We start from the raw sequence: 19553 nt of genomic DNA, 5'->3' as shown, positions 1-19553 counted from the left end.
GCTTATATGGGATGACTTCAGGCGCCAATCTAGGCCTTCGGGCGAATGAAGTCACGCCCCGGCGGAATACCGGGACGCATTTTCTGTCATTCACTGGTTACATGGCTGGTCAGGCCGCTACGCGTGACCTCAGTTCGAGGGGGTGGTGGTGACCGCACCATCCGCCGGTGCTGCCGGGGCAGGGGTGCTGGCCGCCGGAGTTTCAGTTGCCGGGGTGACGGCTTCGCCCGTGGGGACACAGCTGCGCACCAGTTGCTCATAGCGGGCGACGACCCAGCCGGGCGCGTCCTGCGGGATGGTTTCGTCCATCTGGCCGCTCAGCCGGGCAAAGACCTGCGCCGAGCGCGAATTATCGACGATCTCCATCGGCTGGTTCGACATCACTCGCTCATAGACGATGAAGGCGATGGCCACCAGCAGCATGCCGCGCGCCACGCCGAAGAGGAAACCGATCCCCTGATCGACGCCGCCAAGCGCCGAGCGCTGCACGACCGAAGAGAAAAGCGGCGTGATGATCGAGAAGACGACCAGCGCCACGGCGAAGACCGCCGCAAAGCCCGCGATGGTCGACAGCTCGCAGCTGTCCGCCAGGAATTTGTTCAGGCCAGGCACCTGCGCAATCATCGGACGGACCGAGGCCGCGAAGATGAAGGCAAGCACGGCAGCGCCGATCCAGCCCAGAATCGAAAGCGATTCGCGGACGAAGCCGCGCGCATATGCCAGAATTGCAGACAAGATGATTACCGCTGCAACAATGCCGTCGATGATGGTGAAACCGTCCATACTTACGCCCTTTTGCGGTCCTGGCCGCGTTAGGGGAGAGATCATCCAGCGCCGAATGTCTCGCCCACAAATGCCGTGAGATCGGCAATCCGGTCTATCCGCATTCCCGATATGCCGTCGCCCTTCTGGGGTTCCGGCAGGATCGCACGTGAAAAACCAAGTTTCTGCGCCTCTTTCAACCTGTTTTCCGCCTGCGACACCGGACGTAACGCCCCCGAGAGGCTGATTTCGCCGAAAAGGACAGCTTCTGGCGGCAAGGAAACGTCCTCGCGCGCGGAAAGCAGCGCGCCAGCAATGGCCAGATCGGCGGCGGGTTCGCTGACCCGCATGCCGCCCGCCACGTTCAGGAAGACGTCGAGGCCCGCAAAGGGGATGCCGCAGCGCGCCTCGAGCACAGCAAGGATGGTCGAGACGCGGCCGGAATCGAGCCCCACGACCGTGCGGCGAGGGCTTGCCAGCGTCGAGGGCGCGACGAGTGCCTGAATTTCGGTCAGCACCGGGCGGGTGCCCTCGATCCCCGCGAAGACCGCCGAGCCGGTGACCGGCTGGCCGCGCTCCGACAGAAACAGCGCCGAGGGGTTTCCGACCTCGGCCAGGCCGCCGCCGGTCATCTCGAAGACGCCGATCTCATCGGCGGGGCCGAAGCGGTTCTTATGGGCGCGCAGGATGCGGAACTGGTGGCCGCGCTCGCCCTCGAAGTAGAGCACGGTGTCGACCATATGCTCGACCACGCGGGGGCCGGCGATCTGGCCTTCCTTGGTGACATGGCCCACGAGGATGACGGCGGTGCCGCGGCGCTTGGCGAAGGTCACCAGCTCATGCGCCGAGGCGCGGACCTGCGCGACCGAGCCCGGCGCGGCCTCGATCTGGTCGGACCAGAGGGTCTGGATCGAGTCGATGATGGCGACATCGGGGCGCTCGGCATCAAGCGTCGTGAGGATGTCGCGCAGCGCGGTTTCCGCGCCAAGGCGCACGGGCGCATCGCCGAGGCCCAGACGCTGCGCGCGCAGGCGCACCTGCGCGCTGGCCTCTTCACCCGAAATATAGATGGCGTTCTGTCCGGTGCGGGCAAAGGCGGCGGTGGCCTGCAAAAGCAGCGTCGATTTGCCGATGCCCGGATCGCCGCCGACCAGAATGGCCGAGCCGGGCACCAGCCCGCCGCCCAGCACGCGGTCGAATTCCTGAATGCCCGACATTGCCCGTGGTGGCGGCGTGTCGGCGGTGTCGAGCCCGCTGAGTGGGATCGCGCGGCCCTTCAGCGTGCCGAGGCCGCGCCCCGGTCCCTGAGAAAGCGGCGCTTCCTCGATGATCGTGTTCCAGGCGCCGCAGGCGTCGCAGCGACCGGCCCATTTGCGTTGCGAGGCACCGCAGGCGGTGCAGGTGAAAGCGGTGACGGGTTTGGCCATGGGGGTCTTATAGGCTGATTGATGTCAGGGACGCCATGGGGGCGCGCAGGCCGCGTGATGGCGCTGTCGGCTTTGGGTATTTGGACAACAGAGAAGTTGTCTAGGGGGGCTTAGTTTAGGCCGAGGCCTGCCCGCATCAGCACACGGCGCACAGGGGCGATGGCGTAGAGGCCACCGAGTGCGGCGGCTCGGAGGTCGCGGAGCGGGCGGGGAGTGGCCATGCTGGCGCGGTTCAAGGCGTCGATGCCCAAGACGCGCGCGAGAGCCTCGGGGCGGCGGTGGCGGGCGTAGGCGGCGAGCGACGAGGCGCTGCCGGGGTCGCCCGAGGAGAGCGAGACCAGCGAGGCCAGATCGGCGAGGCTCATGTTCAGGCCCTGTGCGCCGATGGGCGGGACGACATGGGCGGCCTCGGCGATCAATGCGGTGCGCGGGCCGGTGAAGCGGTCAGCGATCTGAGAGATGATCGGCCATTCGCTGAGCGCCGTGACCGGCGTCAGATGGCCCAGCACGCCGACCGAGCGGCGGTTCAACTCCTGGATGAAGTCTTCCGGGGGGAGGGCGCGCAGGCGGGCGGTCTCGGTCCCACGCTCCATCCAGACGACGCCCGAGCAGGGTTTGCCGTCGCGGTCGGGCAGGGGCACCAGCGTGAACGGGCCGCCGGAGCGGTGGATCTCGGTCGAGATGTTTTCATGCGGGCGGTCATGGGTGACGCTGAAGGCCAGGGCCTTTTGTCCATAGCGCATGGTGCGGACGCCGATGCCCAGGGCCTGACGGACCGCCGAGTTGCGCCCGTCCGCCGCGACCACCAGCGCCGCGCGGATCCGGCTGCCGTCGGTCAGGGTGACCAGAGCGTGGTCATCCTGCGGCAGGACGCCCGCCGTGCCGGTGCCGGGCTGGAACTGCACATTCGGCAGCGTGGCGAGGCGTTGCGAGATTTCCCGTTTCAAGAGCCAGTTCGGAAGGTTCCAGCCGAAGGGCTCATCCGAGATCTCGGAGGCGTCGAATTCGCGGGTGAGGCGGGCCTGCGGCTGGGCACCGCCTGCATCGACGATGCGCATGATCTGCAGCGCGGTCGCATGCGGGGCGAGCGTCTGCCACAGACCGGCTGCGCGCAGCACCTGGATCGAGGGCGTGAGAAAAGCCGTCGAGCGCAGGTCGGCGCCCTTCTGGCTTTCGTCGCCGATGGGTGGGGCAGGATCAACGCAGATTACCGAATGCCCGGCATTGCCGAAGGCGGCAGCCGCAATCATGCCGGCAATGCCGCCGCCCGAGATCAGGATGTCCGTGGAGCGCAGGGTCATGCTGTGGTCAGGCCGTGGCGCCTAGAAGCCAGCGGCATAGGCCACGAGCAGCAGCATCACCAGCGCGGCCCCAACGAGCGCAGCCATGGTCAGGGCCTGCAGGCCAAAGGCATAGACGGCGAGGCCCACTGCCACGATGACCAGTGCGACGATCATCAGCAGGATGGCGGCGATGCGGTCTTCGGACTGCACGGCGGCAGCTTTCGAGGGGTTCGACATGAGAGAGTCTCCTGGACTTAGACCCTGGCTGATGAATATTCCGACGCGGGCAGAATAGCGTTTCCGCCGGGCGAGACAAGATTGCCCAGAAAGGCCAGCAGATCCGCCGTCTGGTCCTGAACATGGTCTCCGTGCTTCTGGCCGGGCGGCAGAGGGTCGGCGCCATGGCTGCCATCGCCCACCAGAATCGTGCGCATGCCCAGCGAATGCGGGACTTTCAGGTTGCGCGGGTCATCCTCGAACATGGCGGCGCGGGTCGGGTCGAAGCCCTGCGCGCCGATCACTGCGGCATAAGCGCGCGGGTCGGGCTTGGGGTGGAAATCCACCTCTTCGACGCCGAAGATCGCGTCGAAGACGTCAAGCTGAAGCTGGGCCAGCACTTTGCTGGCGTAAAGGCTGTCGCCATTGGTGTGGACGATCTTGCGGCCCGGAAGCGAGCGGATCGCGTCGGCCAGCGCCGGGTTCGGGGCCAGCACCGACATGTCGATGTCATGCACATCGTGCAGGTAGGGCACGGGCTGTATCCCATGCTCGGCCATCAGCCCGGCCAGCGTGGTGCCATGAGTGCGCCAGTAGTGGTTGCGCAGGCGGTTGGCCTCGGCCTCATCCACGCGCAATTCGCGCATGACATAGGCGGTCATCCGGGTCTCGATCTGGGAAAACAGCCGCGCCGACGGATCGTAAAGGGTGTTGTCCAGATCGAAGATCCAGGTCGTCACATGTTCGAAGGTCATTTATCCAGCCTATTCCTTGGGCGCGGTGCTTGCAATCGGCGAGACAAGGGCGGATCGTGCGCGCATGAAAGACGCATATTCCCTGATCCTGTCGGCCATCGACAATGGACTTTACCGCCCCGGCGACCGGCTTGTCGAATCCGAGCTGGCCGAGCGCTTCGGCGTGTCGCGCACCCCCGTCCGAGAGGCGCTGCAGCGCCTCGAGACGCAGGCGATGCTGAAACGCGACGGCCGCAGCCTGATCGTGGCAACGCTCGATCACAACCAGCTGGCCGAACTTTACGCCGTCCGGACCGAGCTTGAGGCTTTGGCCGCGCGGCTGGCCGCCCAGCACGCCACGCCCGAGGAGATCCGCGTGCTGGCCGGAATGGTGCGCGATGACCATGCCTCCAAGGGCGATCCGCAGGCTTTGGCGCGGGCCAACCGCCGGTTTCATCACCAGATCCATCTGGCCTCGCACAACCGCTATCTGGTGCAGCAGCTGGACATCGTGCACCGCTCGATGGCGTTGATGGCGCGCACGACCTTTGCCGCCGAGGGCCGCGATGATGTGGCGCTGGATGAGCATCAGGCCATTGTCGATGCGATCTCGGACCGCGATGGCGCCCGGGCCGATGCGGCGCTGCGTCATCATATTTCAATGGCTTATGAGACAAGATTGAAGGAAGATGTGAGGGCATCACAGCCCTTGGGCGCGACCGGCTGATGCGCCAGATCCTTGGCCCCGAGGATCTTGAGGAAGGGGTCGCCTATCTGGTGGCGATCTGTCCGGTCTGGGCGCGGGTGATGCCCGACCTGCTGCCCCTGCCGCTGCGGCGGCGTGAGGACGGGTTTCCGGCGCTGGTCGATGCCGTGGTCTCGCAGATGCTGTCGACGCAATCGGCGGGGGCGATCTCGGGGCGCATGGTCGAGGCGGGGCTGATGACCGAGGCCGCGATCCGCGCCGCTGATGATGAGATGCTGCGGGCCGTGGGCCTGTCGCGTGCCAAGATCCGCTATCTGCGCGCGCTGGCCGAGGCAGGGATGGACTGGCCCGCCTTGCGCACGCTGCCCGATGATGAGGTGATCGCGCGTCTGACCGCGCTGCCGGGCATCGGGCGCTGGACGGCCGAGATCTATCTGAAATTCGCCCTGGGCCGCGCGGATGCATTCGCGGCCGGGGATCTGGCGCTGGCCGAGGCCGCGCGCATGCTTTACGACCTGCCCGAACGGCCTGGCCCGGCCGCGCTGACGCAGCTTGCCGAGCCCTGGCGGCCCTGGCGCTCGGTTGCGGCACGCGGGCTCTGGGCCTATTACAGGCTGGCAAAGGGACGCGAGGGAATTAGATGACACGAGACCTGCAATCCGGACGCCGGGGGCCCGAAAAGGCCGATTCCGCCGTGATTTTCCTGCATGGCTATGGCGCGGATGGTGCTGACCTTCTGGGGCTGGCCGATCCGCTGGGGCCGCATCTGCCGGGCACCGCCTTCTATGCGCCCGACGCGGCCGAGCGTTGCGTGAACAACCCCATGGGTTTTCAGTGGTTTCCGATCCCCTGGATGGACGGCTCGACCGAAGAGCAGGCCCGCAGCTCGATGTCGCAGTCGATTGATGACGTGAACGCCTTCATCGACACCGTGCTTGCCGCTGAAGGTATCGCGCCTGAGCGTTTGATTCTGGTGGGTTTTTCGCAAGGCACGATGATGTCGCTGCATGTCGCGCCGCGTCGCGACAAGCCCATTGGCGGCGTCGTCGGCTTTTCCGGGCGTCTGCTGGTGCCCGAGCTTCTGGAGGCCGAGGCGAAGGTCAAGCCTCCGGTCCTGTTGCTGCACGGCGATCAGGACCCGGTCGTTCCCTTCGAAAGCCTGCAACTGGCCGCCGAGGGGCTGCATGGCGCCGGTTTCGAGGTCTTCAGCTATGTCATGAAGAACACCCAACACGGGATTTCGCCGGACGGGCTGTCGGTGGCGCTGTCCTTCATCCGTGACCGGCTGGGGCTGCAAACGTAGCAGGGGCACGAAAGCCCCTTGCAACCGCCGATTCTGCAATTACCTTTAATGCAGAGCATAAGAGGAGATTCCGCATGGACCTGATCTGGATGTCGCTGATCGCATTGATCCCGGCCAGCCTGATGGTTCTGAGCGCCTCTCAGCGCAAGCCGGCCAAAGTGAAAGCGGTGGCGCGGGCGCGTCGTTAATTAAGCGCGCCTGCCTTCGACTGCGGACCTCAGCCCCAGATGGCCGGGTCCGCGATCTCGATGGAGTTTCCGGCGGGATCGCGGAAATAGATCGAACGGCCGCCTTGCGGCCAGATGAAATCAGCCTCGATCTGAATTCCCTTGGCCTCCAGATGGTTGCGCCAGATATCTATATTTTCTGAAGCTGCGGCCATGCAGAAATGCCCGGGGCCTCTCGTGCCATGTGGCGGCACCGGCAAGCGGGCGTCAGGCTTCGGCGGGGTCAGGGTGGCATCCGCCTTGAAGAGCAGCAGCACCTGTCCGCCGATCCGGAAAAAGGCGTGCCGTCCCGGTACTTCGGCAATCAGTGAAAGCCCGATCACATCGCGCCAGAACGCCGTGGCGGCCTCCAGATCATCGGCGTAAAGCGCCGTTTCCAGCACGCTGAGCGGGGGTAAATCCTGTTCCATCCCTCGATACTGCCAAAGTATGAAGCGCGGCGCCACTGTTGCAAAACGCCCGGTCGCGGGTCATGAATTTCCCGTTCTGATCGGGAAGGAGAAGCGATGCCTTGGGTGCTGTTGGTGATTGCGGGGCTGTTCGAGGTCGTCTGGGCCTTCTCGATGAAGCAATCGGAAGGGTTCACCCGGCTTTGGCCCAGCGTCGTGACCATCGTCGCCATGCTGATCAGCTTTTACCTTCTGTCGCTGTCGATGAAGACGCTGCCCCTGGGCACGGCCTATGTGATCTGGACGGGGATCGGCGCGGTCGGCTCTTTCCTGCTGGGGGTGTTCTTTCTGGGTGAGCCAGCGACGGCGCTGCGCATGCTCGCGGCGATTCTGATCGTCTCGGGGTTGCTCCTGCTGAAATTCGCGACACCCTGAGGAGCTTGCGAAAATCGCGCGCTGTCATGCTGTTGTCACCGCACCGGGATACCTCTGGCCGCAACATATATTCGGGGACTTGTCAGGCCTTCGTCGCGATATATAGTTTGCAGGCAGGTTCTGACGGTTCCCTAGGGTAGCGGGCTGACATGAATGCCAGATCAGGAAAGTAAATCTCGAATGTCTGGAGGGCGCGGCCCGGTCGCGGGGCCGCAGGCTGTGCCTATGCTTGAGAGCAGTCAGGCCGATGCGGGCGGTGAGGCCAAGCGGCATCAACGACTGCCGAGTAGCAAGCATATTTTCGGCGTTTCGACGCAATCCAGCAAGCGCGTGTCAGACACGCGCTTTATTTTTGCCCGCTCGTTCGCCTATCGCGGGCTGCGGATCGGAGGTGGCGCATGAACGCTCCGGTCGGCAATCTTCGCACTCTGGTCCTGAACGCGGATCTGCAGCCGCTCAGCTGGGCGCCGCTCTCGGTCTGGAGCTGGCAGCAGGCGCTGGTCGCCGTCCTGCAGGAACGGGTGATCCAGCTGAAGGCCTATGACGACGTGCTGGTCCATTCGGCAACGCGCCCCTTCGAGGTGCCTGCCGTCGTCGCGCTGAAACGCTATCGCAAGCGCAAGCGCGTCTCGTTCACGCGCTACCACGTCTTCCTGCGTGATGAGTTCACCTGCCAGTATTGCGGCCAGCGGTTCCATGCCAAGGACCTGACCTTCGATCATGTGATCCCGCGCAGCCGCTTGGGGCGGACGCGGTGGGACAATATCGTCACCGCCTGCGGGCCGGACAATTTGCGCAAGGGCAGCAAGACCCCGCGCGAGGCCGGGATGCGCCTGCTGCGCCCGCCGTTCGAGCCGACCCCACGTCAACTGGACGCCGCCGCGCGCCGCCTGCCGGGCGCCAAGGACGATCTGCACCAGACCTGGCTCGACTTCCTTTACTGGGGCAGCGAACTCGAGACCTGAGAGGCTAGTGGTTCGCTACGGCCTCGGCCTGCAAGGCGGCGATCAGGGCGGGCGCGGCTGGGCCGTAGGCCTGATGCAGCGCCGTCTCGCCCCTTTGCCAGTGGTGATAGGCCTCGACCGCGGGGATGCGGCCGAACCAGCCGACGCCCCCGGGACTGCGCGGGGTGATCAGCACCTCGGCCTCGGAAATCAGGCCGTTCACGATCAGGGGGGCGAGGGTCGTGCTGAACCCTTGCGCTTCCGGATGGGCGGGCAGGGCGTCGGGCAGGTCGCGGCGCGTGGCCCAGAAAGGCAGGTCTGAATAGCGCCCCTCGTGGCGCAGAAAATCGCGCCCGATCCGGGCCATGCGCAGGGCGGTTTCGCCCGCGCGGTGGTCCAGAAAGCGGCGGCACAGATCCTGGCTTTCGGGGTTGGCCGTCAGGGTCCGACGGACGGCGGCGACGGCCAGCGCGCTTGAGACCGCCCAGAACTGGCCGTGGCCCGACAGCGGGTCCATGGCCGCCAGCGCATCGCCGACGGGCAGGCAGCGCAGATCGCCCGTGGGGGCTGGCATGCGGGGCGCGGCCTCGCGCGCGATCAGCTCACCTTCTAGGGAAATGTCGCGCAGATCGGGCTCGGCCTCCGCAACTGCGGCCAGAAGACGTGCGGGGGCGGGGATGGGGCTGGCGGCATCGGTCACGAGTTGCGCCCATATCCGGCCATCGGGCAGCGCCACGCGCCAAAGCCAGCCCTGCGGCAGCGCGGTGATGCGGATGCCCGGAGGCACAGCCTCCGCAGCCCGCAGCCAACCGCAAAGCGCCAGCGTCGCCGGCCATCCACCCGCAGCGGGGCGTCCGGCAGCGCGCCCGCGTGCGTCGATGATCCAGTCGGGGTGCAGGCGCTGGCCGCCGTCCAGCACAGCCTCACGCCCTTCGATCCGGGCGCTGGTGGTCAGGCGCGTCGCGCCCGCTGCCTCGGCGCGGGCCTGCAGATGCGCATCAAGCGCGGCGCGCTCGACGACGAATTCGCGGTTGCTTTCGCTGATCCCCGACCAGTCGACCTGCCGCGACAGCGGCCCGATGATGCCCGAAAACCCCTGCAAGAGCCCGTGCCGGTCCAGCCATTGATGCAGTCGGGGGCTGAGACCCTCCAACCGCGCTGCATGGCGCGGGGGCGAGATCAGCGTGACCTGCATCCCGTCCTGTCGGGCCAGAATGGCCGAAATCGCTCCGGCAGGTCCGCCCCCCAGAATGACCAGATGTTGGTCGCGCGTCATGGCCGCTCCTTCCGCCGCATTCCGAAACCTCGCCTGTCAAACCCGCGCGCTGCCTGACATTTGCGGCCAATCCGCGCTGGCCTGCGTCAGATTGCCGCAAGTTTGGCCGCAAATGACAAGAAAATGACGGGCCGTGGCGCCTCCATTGGGGAAACAGCAAGGGTTCGGCCGCAACTGGCCTGACCCACAAGCCAGAGGATAGCCCGACCGATGAAATCCATCACCCGTCTCGCTCTTGCCTCCAGCTGCGCTTTCGGTTTCGGGGCGCTGGCATTGCCAGCCTTCGCCGTGACCGGGGCAGAAGTTCTGGAGAACACCTGTTCGGCCTGCCACGTCACCGGTGACGACGGCAAGATCGACCGCATCGATTCCGTGCGTAAGACGCCGGAGGCCTGGGACATGACCGTGACGCGGATGATCCGCAACCACGGCGTCGGCCTGACCGATGAAGAGCGTGTGGCCGTGGTGCGCTATCTCTCGGACACGCGCGGGCTGACCTTCGCGGAAAGCGAGCCCTACCGCTATATCCTTGAGCGTGAGCCGGTCGCGAATGACGACGGCCCGAACCAGTTGATGACCGAGACCTGCTCTCGCTGCCATTCCTATGCACGCGTCGGCCTTCAGCGCCGCACGCCGCAGGATTGGGAACATCTGATCAACTTCCACCTGGGCCAATTCCCGACGCTGGAATATCAGGCGCTGGCGCGTGACCGCGACTGGTGGGGTATCGCGCAGACCGAGATCCTCGACTATCTGTCGAAGACCTACCCGCTGGGCGAAGCGCCTGCGGCGATGGATCGCGATCTGTCGGGCAATTACGTGCTGGCCGGTCGCCAGCCGGGGCAGGGCGATTATACCGGCGCGCTGACCCTTGCGAAGGACGGCGATGACTACAAGGTCGAGATGGTCCTGAACGGCGCCGCCGAGCGCAAGTTCACCGGCACCGGCCGCCTGTTGGGCGCGGGCGAATGGCGCGCGACCCTGACCGATGGCACGACCGAGATCCGCCAGATCTTCGCAATCAGCGACAGCGGCAAGATTACCGGGCGCTGGCATGACGCGAAATACGACGTCATCGGTGGCCGCATCGCGGCGCTGCCGGAAGGGGCCGAGGCTCAGATCCTTTCGGTTGCTCCGACGCGGCTGAAGATCGGTGAGGCGACGACGGTTCAGGTCTCGGGCACCGGGCTTGGCGACCAGCTGGTCCTGCCCGAGGGCGTTACTGGCGAGATCACCGGCACCACGCCGACCGGCGTCACCCTGTCGCTGACCGCTTCGGGCGATCCGCGAGCGGTCGAGATTGCGCTTGGCGAGCAGAAGGCGAACCTTGCCGCTTTCGTGACGCCCGACCGCATCAGCGTCGTGCCCGAACTGACCTTGGCCCGCGTCGGCGATGGTGGTGGCCCGATCCCGAAAGTTCCCGCGCAATTCGAAGCGATGGGCTGGCTGAACGGTCCTGATGGCCAACCCGGCACGGAAGATGACATCGCGCTTGGCTATTTCCCGGCGAAATGGTCGCTCGACAATTTCGACGCTGCCGCGATCGAGATGAAGGACACCGAATTCGCCGGTGGCATAGACGAAAACGGTCTGTTCACCCCGGCCGAGGCCGGTCCGAACCCCGAACGTCCGATGATGACGAACAACCTTGGCAACCTGAAAGTCATCGCCGAGGTCACCGAGGGCGACCAGACCCTGACGGGCGAGGCGCATCTTTACTCCACCGTTCAGCGCTTCGTCGACGCGCCGATCCGCTAAAGGGAGGCTGAAATGGGAGACCTGACCCTTATCCGTCACAATGCCCACCGGGTCGATGTGGATGGTCACGCCATGCTGATGCATGTGCCGACGACCAGCCTGTTCGAACTGGACGGCGTGGCGCAGGACGTCTTCGATCTGTCCCGCAAGCACGAGCGTTTCGACGCCGGGCTGATGCAGGCAGAGCTTGGGGGGCGTCATGCCCCCGATGATCTGGCCGATTGCGTGAAAAGCTTCCTGTCGCTGGATATCCTGCGCGACGCCGCGACCCCGGATGTGCCGCGCCAGATCGTCAAGGTGACCGAGGTGCCGCTGTCGACGATCATCCTGAACGTCAACACCGGCTGCAACCTCGCCTGCACCTATTGCTACAAAGAGGATCTCGCGATCCCCTCGAAGGGCGAAAAGATGCGGTTCGAGACGGCGAAAGCCTCGTTCGAGCTGCTGTTGAAGCAGGCGGTCGACCGTGACCGGGTGAACGTCGTCTTCTTCGGCGGAGAGCCTCTGTCGAACGTGCCGCTGATCCGTCAGGTGGTGGAATATGCGGTGCCGCGCGCGGCGGAGCTTGGCAAGACGGTCGACTTCTCGCTGACGACCAACGCGACGCTGCTGAGCGAAGAACTGGTCGACTGGTTCAACGCCCATAACTTCGCGCTGACCGTGTCCATGGATGGCCCGAAGGCGCTGCATGACGCGAACCGCAAGACGGTGGGCGGCAAGGGCACCTATGACGTGGTGGCGCGCAATGTGCGTATGCTGCTCGCGCGTTATACCGCGCGGCCGGTCGGCGTGCGCGTGACGCTGACCCGCGGTGTGACCGATGTCATGGCGATCCACGATCACCTGAAATACGACCTCGGCTTCCACGAGGTCGGTTTCGGTCCTGCCACTTCCGGCCCGATCGCGGTTTTCAACCTTGATACCGACGCGCTGAAAAACGTCTTCGAGGATATGAAGACCCTTGGCCGCCGCTATACCGAAGCGGCCTGCCGGGGCGAGAATATCGGCTTCTCGAACATGCACCAGCTGCTGACCGATATCGCGCAAGGCACCAAGAAGGCGATCCCCTGCGGGGCCGGTCTTGGGATGCTGGCCGTCGATAAGGAAGGCGATCTGCACCTTTGCCACCGCTTTGTCGGTTCGGACCAGCCGACCTATGGCAATGTCGATACCGGCATCGACGTGCCGAAGCTTGCCGCCTTCATCGAGGGCGCGCAGGACCGCAGCCAGTTCGGCTGCAAGACCTGTCGCATCCGCTCGATCTGCGCAGGGGGCTGCTATCACGAGTCCTATGCGCGTCAGGGCGACCCCTTCGCGCCTGTCTATCACTACTGCGACCTGCTGCGGGATTGGGTGGACTTCGGTCTGGAATCCTATGTCCGCATCATGCAGGCGAACCCGTCATTCTTCCGCAGCCAGCTCGAACCCCGGATGACCCGTCCGAGCCTGAATTCGAGCGCCGCGCCCGGCCCAGCCAAGGAGGCAATTTCCGCATGAAACACCTGACCCCCGCCAATGCGAAGGCCAAAGCCTTCGTCGAAGCCGAAGCCGAGGGCCGCGAAGAAGAAGTCGTGGCGATGAACGCGCTGGTCGGCTGCACGACCTCGTTCGACCCCGGTTGGGAAGTTGACGCGTTCGGCGCCGTCGCGAACCTTTGCCAGCCGATGGAGGCCGACCTTTATGGCTGCGCCGACCCCTGCTGGTGGCCCGCGCAGGTCGCCGACACGCTGAACACCTACCCCGAGTGGAGCGAAGGCGCCGACAACCTGACCCGCGACTGGCGCAAGCTGCAGTCGGTCTTCCCGGAAGCGAAAGGCTGAACCCGATGATGAAACCTGGCCTTTTGCCTGCACTGGTCGCCGCCGGTCTGATGCTCGGTGCCGATACGGCGCTGGCCCGCGACTATATCCTGGCGCCCGCGCGCCCGAACAAGCTGGTCGTTGTCGATACCGAGAAGATGGCGGTCGACAAGGTCGTCACGCTCGACGATGACGCCGGCCCCATGCCGATGACGCCCACCGTCGATCCGACCGGCAAGTTTGCTTACGTCTCGATCAACAAGACCGAAAGCATCGCCAAGGTCGATCTGATCTCGGGCGAGACGGTGGCGCGTGTTGACCTGAGCACGCCGGAAATGCGGGTGAAGAACCTGTTCGGTCTGGCGCTCTCGCCCGATGGCAAGACCATCGCGGCCTATCAAAGCCCGGTGAAGCTGGAACTGGCGCATTTCGAGGTGCAGCCCACCCAGATCACGCTTTACAATGCCGAGGATCTGACGCCGATCAAGACCTTCCCGGCCCCGCGTCAGGTGACGCTGCTGATGTTCTCGACCGATGGCAGCAAGCTTTATGGACTGGGCCGCAGCATGTACACTTTCGACGCCGCCTCGGGCGAGCAGTTGGACGAACGTCCCGTCGTCGCGTGGAACACCGAGAAGTACAACCCGTCCGACGTGCTGGACGTCTGGAGCCAGTATGAGAATTCGGGCGTCATGGTCGCGCCCTTCTATACTTCGCTGAAGGACGGCAACCCCGAGGACCCGGAAAGCTTCCGCACCGGCCTGCTGACGCTGGATCTGGCCACGGATGAGATGAAGATGCGCGATGTGCGCACCATGGACGTCTTCTATTTCTCGACCGCCGTCAGCCCGGACAAGACCCGCGCCTATGGCGTCTATAACGTGCTGGAAAGCTTCGACCTGACCAAGGACGAACCGATCAAGCGCGTGCCGCTGCCGCACAGCTATTATTCGATCAACGTCGCGTCGGACAACAAGACGATCTTCATCTCGGGCGCGATGGGCAATATCGCGGCCTATGATGCGGAAACGCTTGAGCGGAAGGCCGATGTTGAGCTGCCGGACGGCGCGTCGATGTCGCTCTCCTCGGTCCGCATGTTCCAGCGGGACGAGTAAGATGATCCGGGTGGGCGTCATCGACAGCGGTGGCCCTGCCGACGATCCGGCCCAGCCCTTGGCTTCGGGCCGGGCCTTTCTGGTCGATGGAACTGCGGTTTCGGCGCGACCGGACCGGCTTGGACATGGGACGGCGGTCGCCTCGGTGATCCGCCGTGCCTGCCCATCGGCCGAAATCCTTCATGCCCAGATCTTTGACGATCGGCCCGTGACCAGCGCCTTGCGCGTCGCGGCGGCTTTGCGCTGGCTGGCGGCGCTGCCCGATGAAGAACGCCCGGCGCTGATCTGCATGAGCCTTGGGCTGGCGCAGGATCGCGCGCCCCTGCGCGCTGCCTGCGAGGCCGTGCTGCAGGCTGGCATCCCCCTGATCGCCTCACATCCCGCGCAGGGCGCGCCCTGTTTTCCGGCCGCCTATCCCGGCGTGATCGCCGTCACCGGGGACGCGCGCTGCGGGTGGGAGGATCTGTCGCTGCCCCGTCCCGGCGTCATCGGAGCCTGGAACAACTCGCCCGAGCAGGGTGGGGATGGCATGGGCGGATCAAGCCTTGCCGCCGCCCGCGTCGCGGGCGAGCTGGCCGCGATGATTTGCGCGGGCGGCGCCTTGGCCGATCCGGCGATGGCGCTTGCGGCGCGCGCGAAATGGCACGGACCTGAACGCAAGATTGCCCATGCGCCCGCCCGCTGAGCCGCCAACCGCTGAACCCCGGCGCGAAGCCTTGGCCCGCCGCTTGGCGCGGCTGATCTTCGACGCGAAGAATACCGGCTGGCTGGCTCCGGTGCTGGCGGCCTCGCTGCCTGCGATCTCGCTGGTGCTGCTGACCTCGCTGATGGCGGCGGCCATGGGGCTGGCGCTGCCCCTACTGACGAAACAGGTGATCGATCAGGGCATCATGGCGCGCGACATGGGCGCGCTGGTCAACTGGTCGGCGCTGAGTTTTCTTCTGGGCCTCGCGTCGGTGGGGCTTGGCATCCTGAACGGGATGATCCACCTGCGCGCCTCGGCCCGGATGCTGATGGACCTGCGCGCCCGCGTCCATGACGCCGCCATGCGCCGTGACCCCGCCCATCCCGAAATGCCTTTGGGCGAGGCGATGGCGCGGCTTGATGGCGACAGCGGTGAGATCCAGCGCTTTGCCTTCGACACGGTGTTGGTGGCCATCGGCGCGATCTTCCGGCTGGTGGGCGGCATCGTCCTGATGGCGATGCTGGACTGGCGCATGGTGCTGCTTCCGCTGCTGATCGCGCCGATTGAACTGGCGTTTCTCAGCGTTGCACGCCCCAAGACGCAGGCGCTGGCCGAGGAGGTGCGCGACCAGCGCGGCGCGCTAAGCTCGACACTGGCCGAGAACCTCGCGACCCGCGCGACCCTGACCGCCGTCGGCGGCATGCCCGCGCGTGAAGGGCTGTTTCAGCAGCAGCAGGACACCCAGATCACCGGGCTGATCCGCCAGCGCCTCTGGTCCGAGACGGTGGGCGCGGTGAGCCAGATCCTGTCGGCGCTGACCCGCGCGGCGATCCTGCTGATCGGCGGCTGGCTGGTGGTGCAGGGGCAATGGCAGCTGGGCACGCTGATTGCCTATCTGGCCTATGCGACGATGATGCAGGGGCCGCTGCGCAACCTGCTGGGCCTCTATCACGCGCAGGCGCGCAGCAAGGTTGCAGTCGCGCGGCTGGCGCAGGTCTTCGCCGATGCGCGGCCCGATGCGGGGAACACGCCGCCGCACGCCCCGCAGGTGCTGGAGCTGATCGGGCTGCGCGCAGCGGGCGCGCGTCACCAGCCGGTCGATGCCACCCTGCCGATGGGCGCACGGGTGTTGATCGACGGGCCCTCGGGCATCGGCAAGACCCGGCTGCTGTCGGCGCTGACCCGCGCCGCACCCGTCGAGGCGGGGCAGGCGCTGCTGGACGGCGCGGCGATTGACGCCATGCAGCCCTCGGCGCTATGCGCGTTGATCCTGCATCTGCCGCAGCGTCCCGGCATCCTGCGCGGCACCATCGCGATGAACCTGCGCCTTGCCGCGCCTGACGCGGATGAGGCCACCATGTGGCTGGCGCTGGAGCAAGCCGATCTGGCGGCTTGGGCGCGCAGCAAGGCGGGACTTGAGACCGATCTGGCCGAGACGGGTGCCGATCTTTCGGGCGGCATGCGCCAGCGTCTGTCGCTGGCCCGAGCCTTCCTGAGCCGTAGCCCGATCCTCATCTTCGACGAAAGCTTTTCCGAGATCGACGAGCCCTCAACCCGCCGCATCCTTCAGGCCATCGACGCGGCCTTCGCGGACCGGCTGCGGATCTTCACCGCCCATAACGGCCCGGTCCGCGAGCAGGCCTTCGATCAGCGGATCACGCTTTCCTCGATCGCGCCATTGCGGCGGATCTCCAGCGGCGACAGCCCGAACCAGCGCGAGAACGCGCGCGAAAAGGCGGTCTGATCGGAATAGCCAAGTGCCAGCGCGATCTCGCTGAGGCGCTGGTCGGTGCGCACCAGAAGCGCAAAACCCTGCGCGCGGCGGCATTCCTCAAGAATCTCGTGGAAGGGCCGTCCCTCCTGTGCCAGCGCCCGGCGCAGCGAACGTTCCGACATCCCCAAAGCCGATGCGACAGCCTGCTGGCTGACATCTCCGCGCCCGAGTTGGCTCAGAACGGTCTGACGGACCCGCTGCGAGGCGGGGGCGGTGCGGCGCTGCTCGGTGAGGGCGTTTTCCAGCACCTTGAGCGATTGGCGCTCGACTTCGGGCGAGGGCTCGGTGCTGCGGCGCTGCGACAGTGCCTGCGTCGGCAGAGTCAGCCGGTTTTCCTCATGCCCGAAGCTCAGCGCGCAACCGGCATGCTGCGCGAAGGGGCGGGTGTCGCTGTCCTGCTGATGCTCGAACCCCACGGCCCGCACGGCGTCGCGCCGCAGCCCGAAGGCCGCGCAGATCCCGCGGATCAGGCCAAGGCTCAGCTCGGCATCGGCGCGGCGCGGCCAGATATGCGGGTCGAGCACGCGATAGGTCACATGGGTCTCATTCTCATCGACCAGCGTTTGCACCTGCGTGTTCGACTGGATGACCGCGAAGCCCTGCGCAAAGACACGCAGCGCCTTGCCCAGGGTGGCGCTGTTCAGCACCGCTTCGCCCAGACAGCCCAGACTGCGCAGGTCGATGGCCTCACCCAGAGACCACAGCGCCATCGGGTTCTTCGAGTTGCTGCGGCTGGCTTCCAGCTGGCCGACAAAAAAATCCAGAGGCACGGCGGCCTCGCTGGGCCCGGATTCACCAATCAGCGACGGGATCACGGGCGCCCGTATCCATGATGTTTGCATCCAACCATCCTCATGCAGCCGTCCGCTTTTGACTTTCCCGTCGCGGTTCGGCGTCACTTCCCTGTTACCGAACTATAGCACAGCCGTTTGAAACGGGTCAGAATCCTGTCGAACCCGTGAATTCTGGGAATGCATCGTAAGTACCGGCAATCATGGTGCTTTACGCGCCAGTGTGGCGCTGCGCGAAAATCCGGGTTTGACATTTGCGGCCAGAATTCCGGCGCGGTGGCGCGCGAAATGCGAACTGGCCGGAATTGGCAAGAATCAACACAACGCCCGCGCTTTGCTGGTGCAAACCGCCATGGCGGCGGACGCCTGGCCCCGATCCCGGGGGGCGAACCGGCATTTCAGGAGGATGAAGATGACCGAATACAAACTGCTGATCGGCGGCAAACTGGTCGATGGCGCGAACGAGATGGACGTCATCAACCCCGCCACCGAAGAGGTGCTGGCCCGCGCGCCCCGCGGCTCGGCCGCGCAGATGGATGAGGCGATTGCCGCCGCAAAGGCCGCTTTCCCGGCTTGGGCCGCGACCCCCATCGAGGCGCGCCGCCAGCTGATCCTGGACCTCGCTGACCGGATCGAGGCGCAGATCGACGATCTTGCCCGCCTGCTGACGCAGGAACAGGGCAAGCCGCTGCCCGAGGCCACCGCCGAGATCGCCTACAGCTGTGCCTTCATCCGCCACCTTGCCAGCTATGACCTGCCGGTGAAGGTGATCGAGGACAATGAAAACCGTCTGGTGCGCCAGTTCCGCAAGCCTCTGGGCGTGGTCGGTGCGATCATCCCGTGGAACTTCCCGGTCCTGATCATCGCCTTCAAACTGCCGCTGGCGCTGTTGGCGGGCAATACCATCGTCATCAAACCCTCGCCCACCACGCCGCTTGCGACGCTGAAACTGGGTGAGATCATGGCCGGGATGCTGCCCGCAGGCGTCGTCAACATCGTGACCGACCTGAATGATCTGGGCGGGCAGCTGACCGCGCATCCGGATGTCGCGAAGATCACCTTCACCGGCTCGACCGCGACCGGGCAGAAGGTCATGGCGAGTGCTGCGGGCACCATCAAGCGGCTGACGCTGGAGCTGGGCGGCAATGACGCCGCCATCGTGCTGCCGGGCGCGGACCCCGCGAAGGTCGCGCCGGGCCTTTTTGCGGGCGCCTTCATGAACGCGGGTCAGGTCTGCCTTGCGATCAAGCGCGCCTATGTCCACGAGTCGATCTATGAGGACGTCTGCGACCGTTTGGCCGAGCTTGCCAATGCCGCCGTTGTCGATGACGGGTTGAAGCAGGGCACCACCATCGGCCCGATCCAGAACCGCGCCCAATATGAGAAGGTGCAGGAATTCATCGCCTCGGCCCGCGCCGATGGCCGCATCATCGCCGGTGGCGAGGTCGAGGATCGCAAGGGCTTCTTCCTGCGCCCGACCATCGTCGCCGACGTGCAGGACGGCCACCGCATCGTGGACGAGGAACAGTTCGGCCCGATCCTGCCGGTGATCCGCTTTGACGACGCCGACAGCATCGTGCGCGCGGTCAACGCGGGCGAATACGGGCTGGGCGGCTCGGTCTGGGGTGAGGACCGCGAGGAAAACACCCGCATCGCCGAGCAGATGGAAAGCGGCACCATCTGGATCAACAAGCACCTCGATTTCGGTCCGAACATGCCCTTCGGCGGGGCCAAGCAATCCGGCCTTGGCGTCGAGTTCGCCGAGGAAGGTCTGGCCGAGTTCACCCAGATCCGCGTGGTCAACGAAGCGCGCTGATTGAAAATAGGGATTGCGCGGCCCGTTCTGGCCGCGCAGCCTGACGCAATAGCCGCGACGCATCGGCATGCCGACTGGCCCGGAGGAGGGGCGGCGGCATGTCCTTGCGTCGC

20 protein-coding genes are annotated in these 19553 nt (G+C 65.8%); 12 read left to right on the top strand and 8 right to left on the bottom strand.

The genetic code is table 11. The features are described 5' to 3' along the window. Window positions 1–129 precede the first annotated feature (129 nt). The 5 genes from IQ24_RS14060 to IQ24_RS14040 form a co-directional block, all read right to left on the bottom strand. On the bottom strand, window positions 130–783 hold the full coding sequence (locus tag IQ24_RS14060) for a CvpA family protein (RefSeq protein ID WP_145398872.1): 654 nt from the start codon (window positions 781–783) through the stop codon (window positions 130–132). Between the two features lie 41 nt (window positions 784–824). Continuing rightward, window positions 825–2189, bottom strand: a complete 1365-nt coding sequence (gene radA, locus IQ24_RS14055) for a DNA repair protein RadA (RefSeq protein WP_145398870.1) — start codon at window positions 2187–2189, stop codon at window positions 825–827. A 110-nt stretch (window positions 2190–2299) separates the two neighbouring features. Beyond that, entirely contained in the window at window positions 2300–3490 is a 1191-nt protein-coding gene (locus IQ24_RS14050) for a UbiH/UbiF family hydroxylase (protein ID WP_145398868.1), read from the bottom strand. 21 nt (window positions 3491–3511) lie between these two features. Continuing rightward, complete coding sequence (locus tag IQ24_RS14045) at window positions 3512–3709, bottom strand: hypothetical protein (RefSeq protein WP_145398866.1); 198 nt, start codon at window positions 3707–3709, stop codon at window positions 3512–3514. Window positions 3710–3726: 17 nt separating this feature from the next. Continuing rightward, window positions 3727–4443 (bottom strand): pyrimidine 5'-nucleotidase, encoded by a 717-nt coding sequence (locus IQ24_RS14040; RefSeq protein ID WP_145398864.1) that lies wholly within the window; start codon window positions 4441–4443, stop codon window positions 3727–3729. A 64-nt stretch (window positions 4444–4507) separates the two neighbouring features. On the opposite strand from IQ24_RS14040, the gene IQ24_RS14035 reads away from it, so the two are divergent. The 3 genes from IQ24_RS14035 to IQ24_RS14025 are packed head-to-tail and all read left to right on the top strand — an operon-like array spanning window position 4508 to window position 6431. After that, window positions 4508–5149, top strand: coding sequence for a GntR family transcriptional regulator (locus tag IQ24_RS14035; protein ID WP_145398862.1), 642 nt, complete (start codon window positions 4508–4510; stop codon window positions 5147–5149). Next, window positions 5149–5772, top strand: coding sequence for a DNA-3-methyladenine glycosylase family protein (locus IQ24_RS14030; RefSeq protein ID WP_145398860.1), 624 nt, complete (start codon window positions 5149–5151; stop codon window positions 5770–5772). The genes IQ24_RS14035 and IQ24_RS14030 overlap by 1 nt, the downstream gene beginning before the upstream one ends. Beyond that, a complete protein-coding gene (locus IQ24_RS14025; protein WP_145398858.1) occupies window positions 5769–6431 on the top strand; it encodes an alpha/beta hydrolase in 663 nt (220 codons plus the stop codon). The genes IQ24_RS14030 and IQ24_RS14025 overlap by 4 nt, the downstream gene beginning before the upstream one ends. Window positions 6432–6648: 217 nt before the next feature. Here IQ24_RS14025 and IQ24_RS14020 read toward each other — a convergent pair whose 3' ends face one another. After that, complete coding sequence (locus IQ24_RS14020; protein ID WP_145398960.1) at window positions 6649–7068, bottom strand: VOC family protein; 420 nt, start codon at window positions 7066–7068, stop codon at window positions 6649–6651. A gap of 96 nt (window positions 7069–7164) precedes the next feature. On the opposite strand from IQ24_RS14020, the gene IQ24_RS14015 reads away from it, so the two are divergent. Both IQ24_RS14015 and IQ24_RS14010 read left to right on the top strand, forming a co-directional pair. After that, a complete protein-coding gene (locus IQ24_RS14015; RefSeq protein WP_145398856.1) occupies window positions 7165–7482 on the top strand; it encodes a DMT family transporter in 318 nt (105 codons plus the stop codon). 398 nt (window positions 7483–7880) lie between these two features. Beyond that, on the top strand, window positions 7881–8447 hold the full coding sequence (locus IQ24_RS14010) for an HNH endonuclease (protein WP_145398854.1): 567 nt from the start codon (window positions 7881–7883) through the stop codon (window positions 8445–8447). Between the two features lie 4 nt (window positions 8448–8451). On the opposite strand, the gene qhpG is transcribed toward IQ24_RS14010, so the two are convergent. After that, window positions 8452–9702 carry a flavin-dependent monooxygenase QhpG gene (qhpG, locus tag IQ24_RS14005; protein ID WP_145398852.1) on the bottom strand — a complete coding sequence of 417 codons (1251 nt, stop codon included), beginning with the start codon at window positions 9700–9702 and terminating at the stop codon, window positions 8452–8454. Window positions 9703–9912: 210 nt separating this feature from the next. Here qhpG and peaA point away from each other — a divergent pair, with 210 nt between their 5' ends. Genes peaA through IQ24_RS13975 form a run of 6 tightly spaced genes read left to right on the top strand, consistent with a single transcriptional unit; the run spans window position 9913 to window position 16803 of the window. Further along, window positions 9913–11460: a quinohemoprotein amine dehydrogenase subunit alpha gene (gene peaA, locus IQ24_RS14000; RefSeq protein WP_145398850.1), complete on the top strand. Its 1548-nt coding sequence runs from the start codon at window positions 9913–9915 to the stop codon at window positions 11458–11460. 12 nt (window positions 11461–11472) lie between these two features. Further along, window positions 11473–12957, top strand: a complete 1485-nt coding sequence (peaB, locus tag IQ24_RS13995) for a quinohemoprotein amine dehydrogenase maturation protein (protein ID WP_145398848.1) — start codon at window positions 11473–11475, stop codon at window positions 12955–12957. After that, entirely contained in the window at window positions 12954–13280 is a 327-nt protein-coding gene (qhpC, locus tag IQ24_RS13990; RefSeq protein ID WP_145398846.1) for a quinohemoprotein amine dehydrogenase subunit gamma, read from the top strand. Before peaB ends, qhpC begins: the two co-directional genes overlap by 4 nt. Window positions 13281–13285: 5 nt before the next feature. Next, window positions 13286–14374 (top strand): quinohemoprotein amine dehydrogenase subunit beta, encoded by a 1089-nt coding sequence (gene peaD, locus IQ24_RS13985; RefSeq protein ID WP_242008190.1) that lies wholly within the window; start codon window positions 13286–13288, stop codon window positions 14372–14374. A 1-nt stretch (window position 14375) separates the two neighbouring features. Continuing rightward, entirely contained in the window at window positions 14376–15059 is a 684-nt protein-coding gene (gene qhpE / locus IQ24_RS13980) for a subtilisin-like serine protease QhpE (protein ID WP_145398845.1), read from the top strand. Next, on the top strand, window positions 15043–16803 hold the full coding sequence (locus IQ24_RS13975) for an ABC transporter ATP-binding protein (RefSeq protein WP_145398843.1): 1761 nt from the start codon (window positions 15043–15045) through the stop codon (window positions 16801–16803). The genes qhpE and IQ24_RS13975 overlap by 17 nt, the downstream gene beginning before the upstream one ends. Here IQ24_RS13975 and qhpR read toward each other — a convergent pair. Continuing rightward, window positions 16707–17648 carry an AraC-like transcriptional regulator QhpR gene (gene qhpR, locus IQ24_RS13970; protein ID WP_242008181.1) on the bottom strand — a complete coding sequence of 314 codons (942 nt, stop codon included), beginning with the start codon at window positions 17646–17648 and terminating at the stop codon, window positions 16707–16709. The two genes, IQ24_RS13975 and qhpR, sit on opposite strands and share 97 nt — an antisense overlap. Before the next feature lie 388 nt (window positions 17649–18036). Between qhpR and IQ24_RS13965 the strand changes: the two genes are divergently transcribed. Then, a complete protein-coding gene (locus tag IQ24_RS13965; protein ID WP_145398840.1) occupies window positions 18037–19440 on the top strand; it encodes an aldehyde dehydrogenase family protein in 1404 nt (467 codons plus the stop codon). Window positions 19441–19553 lie beyond the last annotated feature (113 nt).

Source organism: Paracoccus sulfuroxidans, assembly GCF_007830335.1.
Classification (GTDB): Bacteria; Pseudomonadota; Alphaproteobacteria; order Rhodobacterales; family Rhodobacteraceae; genus Paracoccus; species Paracoccus sulfuroxidans.
The sequence above is the reverse complement of the archived record's forward strand: the minus strand, read 5'-3'. Positions and strand labels throughout refer to the sequence as shown.